The following is an 832-nucleotide window of genomic DNA, read 5'->3' on the forward strand; positions in this document are numbered from 1 at the left end:
GGCATACGGCCAAACGGATCTTTGACCGGCTCGTTGATGAGCACGGTTTCACTGGCACCTATTCACCGGTCCAACGGTTCGTGAAGAAGTGGACGGCCCGGAACCGGCAGGCGGGTGAGGGCTTCACGGAGCTGGTGTGGCCGGCCGGAACGGTGCAGGTCGATTTCGGGCAGGCCGAGGCGATCATTGCCGGGATCCGGCAGATCCTGCATATTCTGGTGGTGACCTTCCCGTTTTCGAACATGCGCTTCGTTCAGGCGTACCGGGGCGAAACTGCCGAATGCGTCAGCCACGGACTGCGCAGGGTGTTCGAGCACGCTGGGGCCGTGCCACGGCACATGGTCTTTGATAACGCCACCGGCATCGGACGGCGGGTCGGGACCAAGGTCGTGGAGACGAAACTCTTTGGTGCGTTCAAGCTTCACTACCGGTCCGAGTCCCGCTACTGCAACCCGTACTCGGGCCACGAGAAAGGGAACGTGGAGAACGCGGTCGGATTCCTGCGCCGTAACTTCATGGTTCCCGAACCAGAGGCCGCCACGCTGGCCGGCCTGAACGAGGTGTTGCTGGCCAGGTGCGATGCGTTGGCCACCACCACGCACTATCGCAAGGGCCTGAGCGTGGGCGAGTTATTCGCCCACGATGTTTTGCGCTTCGTTGGCGCTGCCCGGAGTCGCTTTCGACCCGGTGCGCTATGAGTCGCGGAAGGCCGATAAGACCGAGAATATCCTCATTGATGGGAACACCTATGCCGCCGGGCCCGCCTTCCACAGCAGGAACCTCACCGTGGGGTTGCGCCACGACGTGGTGCAGATCCTTGATGAGCACTCAG

Annotated in this window: 1 pseudogene; it reads left to right on the plus strand. The window is 62.4% G+C overall.

The window, feature by feature from the left end:
* A pseudogene (gene istA / locus QMG52_RS21785) lies at window positions 1-832 on the plus strand (IS21 family transposase); the annotation flags it as partial.

Source organism: Paenarthrobacter sp. PH39-S1 (assembly GCF_030063245.1).
Lineage (GTDB): Bacteria > Actinomycetota > Actinomycetes > Actinomycetales > Micrococcaceae > Arthrobacter_M.